The 9,268-nt window shown below is 44.8% G+C and carries 9 protein-coding genes and 1 pseudogene; 6 read left to right on the plus strand and 4 right to left on the minus strand.

Annotated elements, in window-relative coordinates:
- Nucleotides 1-123: 123 nt before the first annotated feature.
- A pseudogene (locus Selli1_RS17345) lies at nucleotides 124-1,137 on the minus strand (recombinase family protein); the annotation flags it as partial.
- Nucleotides 1,138-1,312: 175 nt separating this feature from the next.
- Here Selli1_RS17345 and Selli1_RS17350 point away from each other — a divergent pair.
- Genes Selli1_RS17350 through Selli1_RS17365 form a run of 4 tightly spaced genes read left to right on the plus strand, consistent with a single transcriptional unit; the run spans nucleotide 1,313 to nucleotide 4,039 of the window.
- Nucleotides 1,313-2,167 carry a DUF5688 family protein gene (locus tag Selli1_RS17350; protein ID WP_281874293.1) on the plus strand — a complete coding sequence of 285 codons (855 nt, stop codon included), beginning with the start codon at nucleotides 1,313-1,315 and terminating at the stop codon, nucleotides 2,165-2,167.
- Between the two features lie 20 nt (nucleotides 2,168-2,187).
- Nucleotides 2,188-3,537, plus strand: a complete 1,350-nt coding sequence (locus tag Selli1_RS17355) for an AAA family ATPase (RefSeq protein ID WP_281874295.1) — start codon at nucleotides 2,188-2,190, stop codon at nucleotides 3,535-3,537.
- Nucleotides 3,518-3,796 (plus strand): hypothetical protein, encoded by a 279-nt coding sequence (locus tag Selli1_RS17360; protein WP_281844286.1) that lies wholly within the window; start codon nucleotides 3,518-3,520, stop codon nucleotides 3,794-3,796. Before Selli1_RS17355 ends, Selli1_RS17360 begins: the two co-directional genes overlap by 20 nt.
- Before the next feature lie 21 nt (nucleotides 3,797-3,817).
- Nucleotides 3,818-4,039 carry a hypothetical protein gene (locus Selli1_RS17365; RefSeq protein WP_281844287.1) on the plus strand — a complete coding sequence of 74 codons (222 nt, stop codon included), beginning with the start codon at nucleotides 3,818-3,820 and terminating at the stop codon, nucleotides 4,037-4,039.
- Nucleotides 4,040-4,082: 43 nt separating this feature from the next.
- Here the strand turns inward: Selli1_RS17365 and Selli1_RS17370 are convergent, their stop codons facing one another.
- Together Selli1_RS17370 and Selli1_RS17375 are read right to left on the minus strand one after the other, a co-directional pair.
- Nucleotides 4,083-4,556 (minus strand): hypothetical protein, encoded by a 474-nt coding sequence (locus Selli1_RS17370; protein ID WP_281844288.1) that lies wholly within the window; start codon nucleotides 4,554-4,556, stop codon nucleotides 4,083-4,085.
- Between the two features lie 104 nt (nucleotides 4,557-4,660).
- Complete coding sequence (locus tag Selli1_RS17375) at nucleotides 4,661-5,173, minus strand: hypothetical protein (RefSeq protein WP_281844289.1); 513 nt, start codon at nucleotides 5,171-5,173, stop codon at nucleotides 4,661-4,663.
- A gap of 290 nt (nucleotides 5,174-5,463) precedes the next feature.
- Between Selli1_RS17375 and Selli1_RS17380 the strand changes: the two genes are divergently transcribed.
- Nucleotides 5,464-5,667, plus strand: a complete 204-nt coding sequence (locus Selli1_RS17380; protein WP_281844290.1) for a hypothetical protein — start codon at nucleotides 5,464-5,466, stop codon at nucleotides 5,665-5,667.
- A 1-nt stretch (nucleotide 5,668) separates the two neighbouring features.
- Here the strand turns inward: Selli1_RS17380 and Selli1_RS17385 are convergent, their stop codons facing one another.
- Nucleotides 5,669-5,878 carry a helix-turn-helix domain-containing protein gene (locus Selli1_RS17385; RefSeq protein ID WP_281844291.1) on the minus strand — a complete coding sequence of 70 codons (210 nt, stop codon included), beginning with the start codon at nucleotides 5,876-5,878 and terminating at the stop codon, nucleotides 5,669-5,671.
- A gap of 190 nt (nucleotides 5,879-6,068) precedes the next feature.
- Here Selli1_RS17385 and Selli1_RS17390 point away from each other — a divergent pair, with 190 nt between their 5' ends.
- Complete coding sequence (locus Selli1_RS17390) at nucleotides 6,069-8,942, plus strand: hypothetical protein (protein WP_281874297.1); 2,874 nt, start codon at nucleotides 6,069-6,071, stop codon at nucleotides 8,940-8,942.
- Nucleotides 8,943-9,268 lie beyond the last annotated feature (326 nt).

Genomic DNA, 9,268 nt, shown 5'->3' on the forward strand with positions numbered 1-9,268 from the left:
GTGTTTTATTTTGCAACTAACATCATAAAGAAAAACTGTATGATTGGGAAGTAGGGATTTTCTCTGCTTCCCTTTTTATTTAGGAAAAATTCCTATTTTTGCCAATAATAATTATACACTAACTTTTTTCTTCTTCCTGTTCACCACGCCATACATCGGCGCACCGCAGACCGGGCATTTCACAAGACCGGATAGAATATGACAATGTTCCAGACTGTGTGTCTTCTCACGCTTAAACGCATTTTTCGCACGCTTTACCTGTACCTGATACCAGTCGTCTTCGCTGATGATTCCCTCATGCTCTCCCTCATACAGCTTATAGGAATCCTTCGGCTGCTTCGTGATATGAAATTCATTTCGTGTACCGTCTATCTTTTCTGTCCGACGACGTCCGTAAGCAATCTTTCCACAATACACCGGATTATCCAGCACACCTTTTACGAAAGATGTGGAAATACCAGTAATCGTGCCGTTCTGTCGGGGCGTCTTTGTGTAACCATGCTCATTTAACCATTTCGCTGTTCCTGTGATACCCATGTTCCCATTCAGATATTTGTCATAAATCATGCGAATCAACGGTGCTTCCTCTTCGTTAATAACCAAAGATTTTGACTTCTGACCATCCACCGCCACCAGCTTATACCCATACGGAGCAAACCCGCCGTTCCAGCGTCCGTCACGAGCTTTCTGCTGCCGTCCTGCCATGGTCTGCTCTTTGATGTTCTCACGCTCAATTTCAGCCACAGCAGCCAACACAGAAACCATCAACTTCCCAGCAGCGCCTGCAGAGTCTATCCCATCTTCCACACAGAGCAGATGTACTCCATAGTCTTCCATATATTGAAGGCTATTAAGGGTGTCTGCCGCATTCCGACCAAACCGGGACAGTTTGAACACCAGAACGTAATCCACATCATCCTTTTTCTCTTTAATGTCTGTAAGCATCTGCTGGAATGCCGGACGTCCTTTGATATTCTTACCGGACTTTCCTTCATCGCTGTATTCGCCGACCACTTTCATCCCCCGGTGTGCAGCTTCCCGCCGCAGCCGGTCCTTCTGCGCTTCCAGAGAATATCCATCCAACTGTATTTCTGTAGAAACCCTTGTGTACAGATAACATTTTAATTTTTTTGTCATACTGTTTTCCTACCCTCATAATATCTTTATCAAATCATTCGTGATATATGTTTATTATAGGGCATTAGTGTTGATTTTTCAACATTATTCAACAGTATTGAATCTTCTGAATCCTTTCCAAAATGCAGCTATCGCTGCAGCGAGTGCTATTACAGCACATCGAAAGGAGATTATCATGAACAACACAAAGTTTTTACTGTCACTCTCTGCCAGCGGAGAGGTTACTTATCATCAGCCAACCTCCAAACAGGAAATTCTTCGCCACATTACTCCTGTCCTACTTCCGAAACCTATCATTCCAAAAGAAGTTGTGAAAAAATGTCTGCCGGGACTGGACGATATTGCAGTCTGCTTCACTTACCCCACACCTGAAAGCAAATACACGGCAGTCACACACTCGCTTTGTATTGCACATGGAGTCACAACCGAAGAATTGATGAATGCTCTGGACAATACTCCAATTAAATATTCCCTGAATACACTGGATGAAATGCTTGGCTTCCCGAATTCCGGACTTCCCATGTATGTCCTTACAAACAAAGATGTAAAATATGGAGCTGGAAGCATTGTCCTTCCAACAGTCCGCCAGGAAATTTTCAATCTTTTCCATGGGAACGCTTTTTATGTACTCCCTTCGTCTATCCACGAGGTCATCATTCTTCCTTCTGACCGTATTACCATGTCCGAAGAAGACCTGATAAACATGGTACGAAGCATCAACCGGAGTCAGGTTGCTGTACCGGACCGTCTGTCTGACCATGTATACAAGGTCAATGCTGACCTCTCATTTAGCACCATCCATCCCCCAATAAAAGTAGAGCCGCATCACACACAGGCAAATTTCATTGTACCAAACAGCAAACATGACATTGCCAAAGCTTTTCTGCAAGGATTGGATGTCAAATTTGAAACATCGCAAGATGGACCGGATGACTGCTGCTTCGCTCTATATGACCTGACGGAACAGACATATACCGCTGCGCATACTTTTCTTCTAAAAGAATGCGGCGGCGTTCTGTTTCCAGACTGAATCCAAAAGGAGAATCACGTATGACCTATAAAGACGCACAATCTTTCTGGGAAAACTATCTGACGCTTATCCGTGGCAGCGGACACCGTGGCAAAATACACAATCCCCTGAAAAACATACCTACAGAAGAAAATAATCCGAACCATCTTTCCGCAGAGCAGCTCTTTCAAAAAGAAAGGGCTGCCCTGGAGTTTTCTTCGTTCTGGGAAGACAAGCCTACAGAGACTGCCGGAAACATCCTGATAAACGCTCTTTCCATGACAAATCTGTCAGATACAGACCGCAAAACGCTCAGCAAAATCCTGGCAGACGCCTCTGTCCATACCGACTACAGCCAATATAACAACACAGCTACCAAGAATACAGGCGGATGGAAAAATGCTGCAGGTATCTCAGACAACCCATTCGAACCCATCTTTGATAACATCGGAAACATGGTCTGGACACCACGGCAGATTTACGACTATCTGGATGCCAGCGTTTACGGGCAGGAAGAAGCCAAACGTGCGGCTTCCATGCTGGTGTATCACCACTACCATAAACACCGCCGGAATCTCATCATGTCAGGACCATCGGGCTGCGGGAAGACAGAAATCTGGCGCACCCTTGCCAAGAAATTCCACTACATCAAAATCGTCAACGGTCCACAGATAGCCTGTGACGGCTGGAAAGGCAGCTATCACATCAAAGACATTTTCATGGAAGAATCCCACGGACGGGCGTCTCACCTTATCATCGTCATAGACGAAGCGGATAAGCTGTTTGAACCAGCAATATCATCCAACGGCATCGACTTTGCCCGTAAAATCCAGAATGAACTTCTGAAAATCATGGATGGGGACACACTCACCTTTACAGATGATGATGGAAAAAAGCCCTCCTGTACGGTCAGCTGCCAGAATGTCAGTGTCGTCTTCTGCGGCAGTTTTGAGCACATGAACAACCGGCAGTCCGAAGCCTCCCGTCATATCGGATTTTTGTCTGGAGATGTGACATCTCCCACCATCTCCCACAGTGAAGAAGACTTCATGGAATACGGCAATATCCGCCAGGAAATCATGGGGAGAATCAATCAAATTGTCACACTGCAGCCGCTGACCGCAGCAGACTTTCTGTCTATCATGAACAGTCCGGCATCCCCTATTGAGAAAATAGGAATTGCACACAATGTTGTCCTACAAGTTGATGAAGCAACCAGACAGCATCTTGCAGAAGAAGCTGCAAGAAGCGGACTGGGCTGTAGATACATACGGTCCCGCCTACAGGCAATGTTAGACGAGCAGATGTTCCAGGAACCAGATAGAACCGGATACACCCTGTCGCTCAGCCAAGAAGAAAGGACAGAAGAACATGCTGGATTACGGGATTAAAACCTATGCAGACCTTGCCCGGACCTGTGGCAGTATGGTGTTGGCAAACCAGATTGCCAACCGCCCGCTGGACCTCATCAGCGGCGACCTAACAGATGATGAAGAGATTTTCCAGTGGTACATCGTCCAGGACCCGGATTTCCTCATAGAACATACGGACGAACTGATATTTTACGACACAGAACTTGACCTGTATATCTGGGGAATCACGCACTTCGGCACCAGCTGGGACTATGTACCCACATCAGATATACACTAAACAGAAGGAGGAATCTTAATCATGACACAAGCAGAAATGATTGATAATATGTATGAAAGAATCGGCAATAATGTCTCTAAAGCAGCCCTGGAACGGGCATTTCAGAAAATTTTTGCAGATATACACTCCCTCTGTATGGATAGAGATAGAAGCCCCGTCACCGTTCGCAGTTTCGGAACCGCTGACATCCCACCGGCAAAAAGAATTGCTTTCAGACGCTCAAAAGATACTCACTGTTTATAAGAAAAAGGACACACCATCTAACAGTGTGTCCGTTGCTTTCCCATCATTCTCCAAATTGTTTTTCTGTATCTGCCAATGCAACTGCCCCCGGCAGCCTGCTTTCCGCTTCCGCTGCCCGCTGTGACGCTTTGAGAAAGGCATTGTGCTTGCTTTCGTCAAAAGGCAATTCTGGTCGATGCGATGTTGAAAAATCCAGTGTCTGCCGATATCCCTTATCATTCCCGACTTTCTTCACTTCTGCTTCCACAATGCCCGTCCACCGGCTGTCTTCACACCCCTCTGTAGATACGCATTTCATCAGCCGGTCATAAGAAGCATCCGGCAGGTAATAATCTTTAGATGTATAAGTTTTTCCAGATTTCTGACTGTGTGATACAGATTGCAAAAAAGTATTTGCCATTGGTGCATCCGCACCAATCTCCATCTGGTCACAAGCATAAGAAAAATGCAGTCGATGTGATGACTTTCCATCTTTTCCTGTACGAACGCCTAAGTCCTTTATCAAAATACGTGCCATAACACCCTCCTATATAAAAATCATCTCCACTATTTCATTTTCATTATACATCTATACGATTATTTTTGTCAATTTTATTCATTGTATACAATTATAAATCTCTTTTATATGTTATATTCCATATCTTTCTTCTCGGTGGTCATCTGCGACAGACGCTCTTCTGCAGCGACCACCCTTTGCCTGCTCACCTCAGCCAAAGACGCTTTCACAAAACTATCATGTGCCTGCTCATCAAACGGCTGCGCAGGAGTCGTAATACAGCCAACTTTCTCCGCCTTCTCCGTCAAATCCACGTATATCATAGGCTTGCCATTTCTACCTATGAAAGCATGAACCCCTGCTTCCACAAGCCCCGACCACTGAGAGTCTTCCATCCTATCTGTCCGGACATGCCGCATCAGGCGCTGATACACCGGCTCCGCCAGATAATCAGCATGGGAAATCCTCACTTTGCCATCCGCAGTCTTCACCCTGTAGGATTTCAAATATGGATTCGGCACAATAGCATCTCTTCCCTGTACTTTCTGGTCACAGGCATAAGCAAAAGAAACTTTGTGCTGCATCTGTCCGCCCTTTCCCTGTACAGTCCCATAATCTTTGAATACAATTCTATCCATGTATCATCCCTGCTTTTATCAATTTATAAGATTATTTTACACTCTATTATACATAAATACAATTATATTCTATTTAAAATTCAGCGGACACCAGACCATAAATCCAGGTGTCCGCCTACTCATATCCTAAACCTATAGACCCATTCTAAATAAGCTGGGTCTCTACAGACCAATACATCAGTGAGAGAAAAACAGCCATCCATACGATGGCTTACAATGTGAGAGTTTTTCTACACTGTGAGCGAGACCCTGGGCGAGAGTATACAAGACTACACAAAGGAGAGTTACATATGAAAGAAAATATTACACAAAAATTCTTAGAAACAGCAATCATGCTTTCCCGCATGTACGGCGTTGCGGAAACGCTGGAGCCATTACCGAACATTCCGCAGGAAAAGCTGACGCCTATGATATGCGACTGGACAAAAGAATTCCTGCAGTCCAATAGTGACATGACGGATTTCCTGTACAAGAAAATCCAAAAGCTCAAGTAAATCAATCCGCTTCCGGCGGAACATATTCCAGAATGTCTTCCACCCGACATTCCAGGATTTCACACAATGTATCCAGCGTTGTCGTGGTGATAGGCTTCCCATGCTTCATACGATGCAATGTATTCGCCGGAACGCCATGCTTAAAGATTAGAGCATATTCCGTTATATCACGCTTAAAAAGCGTGTCATAAAAGGGTTGATAAGAAATCATTGAATCATCTCCAAATTCTTATTTTCCCTTATTGTTACATACTCAATTCGTTGACTATACTAAATCGATTGAGTATAATGTTATATTAGGAAATATCTGGAAAAGTCACTCCTGCTTTTGTGGCTTAAACAGGTTTCCATAACACAACTAAACTATATTCTATGCGCGTAGAAAGGAGTTTAACAACATTATGAAAAGAAAGTACGTATCGGCATTACTGGCGTCCATTATGATTGCCGCATCTGCCACAGCAACCGCTGTTCCTTTGGCGATTTATGCCAACAGCAATACGGAAATGAACACCATCGCTGTTGAAAACGAAATCGCTGAGACAGAAACAGCCGGACGCAGCATCTATGTAGGTGCAAAAGCATCTCTGGACATCAGAGAAAAGGTCCTTGATAAACTGGGCTACAAGGACAAAAACATCGACCTGAAGGATGTCAGATTAGAACTGAAAGAAGAACTGATTGAGGACAAAGAAAATCCTGATATCTGGATTCCGGCAGAGGAAACACCAGACAACATGATGACCGTACAGGATGAAACTGTCACATTCAATCGTGAAGGAATTTTCAAAGTAGATGTCACAGTCAAAGACAAAACAACCTCCGTACTATTTGACGTAGACGAAGAACTGTTTGCCTATGTGAATCTTAATGACTGGGTTATCGTAAACGGAACCAAAAAGACAGATTTTCTGGACAAAACACTGGTCACCTTCGATGAGACAAAAGTCAAAAGCGTAGAACTGAAAGATACTAATGTCAACTTTGCAAAGAATGACGACTATCTGTTGGCATATGAAATCACAGATGCAGACGGCAAAACTTACGAAAAGAGTGTCATTGTATCTGTAACAGACAAAAAGACAGCAGACGAACTCAGCGAAGAAGGCGTATGGTTGGGTAAGAACATCGTATCCATCACACTGCCAACAGAGCAGAGTCAGACTCCGGTACTTGGAACCTCCAAGCAGCCAAACAAAGGGACAGGACATTCCACATCGAAACCTGCTCACTCCACTGCCAAGAAGCCGTCCGCTGCTCCGCAGAAAGGAAATTCCCAGAATGCTTCCAAGCCTTCTGAATCCACAGATACTGTAGAGACGCCTGCGCATCAGCACAAATATGATAAAGGTGTCATTACAAAACAGCCTACCTGTACCGAAGCCGGGGAAAAGAAGTTCACTTGCATAGACGGTGATGATTTCTATACCGTAGCAGTTCCTGCAACAGGACATTCCTGGAATCAGGGTGAAGTCACAGTTGCTCCAACCTGTACAAAGGAAGGAACAAAGACATTTACCTGTACAGAGTGTGGAAAAACCAAACAGGAAGCAATCCCGGCAGACGGTCACGACTATGTTGCGGAAATCACAAAAGAAGCAACCTGCGGCGAAGATGGTATCAAGACCTATACCTGCTCTGTCTGCGGTGACTCCTACACCGAAGTCATTCCAGCTACAGAAAAGCACAACTGGGATGCAGGCGTGATTACGAAACAGCCGACCTGTACAGAAAAAGGCGTGAAGACATTCACATGTACGGTCTGCGGTGAAATAAAGACCGAAGAAGTAGCTGCCCTTGGACATGCTTATGATAACGGTGTCATCACAACAGAACCGACTTGTACAAAACCTGGCGTAAAAACCTTTACCTGTACGCATGATGGATGCACGCATTCCTACACAGAAGAAGTAAAACCGCTTGGTCACGACTATGTTGCGGAAATTACGAAAGAAGCAACCTGTGGCACAGATGGTATCAAGACCTATACCTGCAGCCACTGCGGTGACACATATACAGAAGTCATTCCGGCTACAGAAAAGCATACTTGGGATGCAGGCGTTGTAACGAAAAAGCCGACTTGCGGCAAAGAAGGCGTAAAGACATTCACATGTACGGTCTGTGGTGAAACAAAGACGGAAGCCATTCCGAAACTGGAACATGCCTACGGCGAATGGTTCGTAACCAGAGAAGCGACTTGTACCGAAAACGGTTCTGAAGCACGCATCTGTGAAAACTGTGGCATTGCAGAACTCCGCAGCATTGAACCACTCGGACACGACCTGAAGGAAGAAATCATCAAAGAGGCTACCTGCGGCGAAGTTGGTGAAAAGAAAGTAACCTGCTCCAAATGCGATTACGAAGAAATCGTAGAAATCCCGGCTACAGGAAAGCACAGCTATGGTGAATGGACGGTTGTAATGGAACCTACTTGCAACAAAGCTGGCAAAGAACAGAGAACCTGTTCTGTATGTGGTCACAAAGAAAGCCGTGAAATCCCAGCTACAGGTAAGCACAGCTGGAATGCAGGCGTTGTAACAAAAGAGCCAACCTGTACAGAAACAGGTGTAAGAACTTACACATGTACAGTCTGTGGTGAAACCAAGACCGAGGAGATTGCAACAGTTTCTCACTCTTACGGTGCATGGGTTACAACGAAAGAACCAACCTGCGCAGCAGGTGAAGAACAGAGAACCTGTTCTGTATGCGGTCATGTAGAAACCCGTGAGATTCCGGCTACTGGCGAGCACAGCTTTGGAGAATGGATTATCGACAAACAGGCATCTTGCGGTGTAGCAGGAAGCAAACACCGTACATGTTCTGTCTGTGGTGAAACAGAAACACAGACAATCCCGGCTCTGGAACACAACTACACAACCGTTATCACAAAACAGCCTACCTGTACAACTCCTGGTGAAAAGGTGACAACCTGCTCTATCTGCGGTGACAGAATCGTAGAAACAATTCCGGCTGTAGACCATAACTGGGAGCATCACGATGCAACCGGACATTATGAAGAAAAGGTCATCGAAGAAGCCTGGACCGAGCAGAAAGCCATCTGGAAAGTAGTCTGCAACGGCTGCGGTGCTCAGTTCGATAATGCTGATGAAGCCCTCTTACATGTAATGCTTTCACCAGCTGGAAGTGGTTGCCAGAACTACTCTAGCAAGGTTGTCGGTTACGAAACCATCGAACATCCTGCTGTAACAGAACCAGTTTGGGTTGTAGACACCCCAGCTTACGATATCTGTACAATCTGCGGTACCCGCAAATAAAACATATTCTCTCCTACCTGCTATTAGCGGGTAGGAGAATCTTTTTATAATTAGTACTCCACAAAAATTTTAACTTTTTTCAACAAATCCCAAATCATATATAATGAAATAGACAAAGAACTGCTGCACAATGAGCAAGGCAGACCGTGTGTCTTACGAATCAAACTACGCTACCAGGAAAGGTCCTATGATTTCGTTGTACTGTAGAGCAACATTTTATAAATGCTTGAGATTGAAAGAAAAAAGCAGATAGTAAGAATAGATGGATCAGAAGAATGATGAGAGTATGCCGTGATTTACTGCATGCTCTTTTCTCTTTACAGACA

The organism is Sellimonas catena (assembly GCF_027924685.1).
GTDB classification, from domain to species: Bacteria; Bacillota; Clostridia; order Lachnospirales; family Lachnospiraceae; genus Sellimonas; species Sellimonas catena.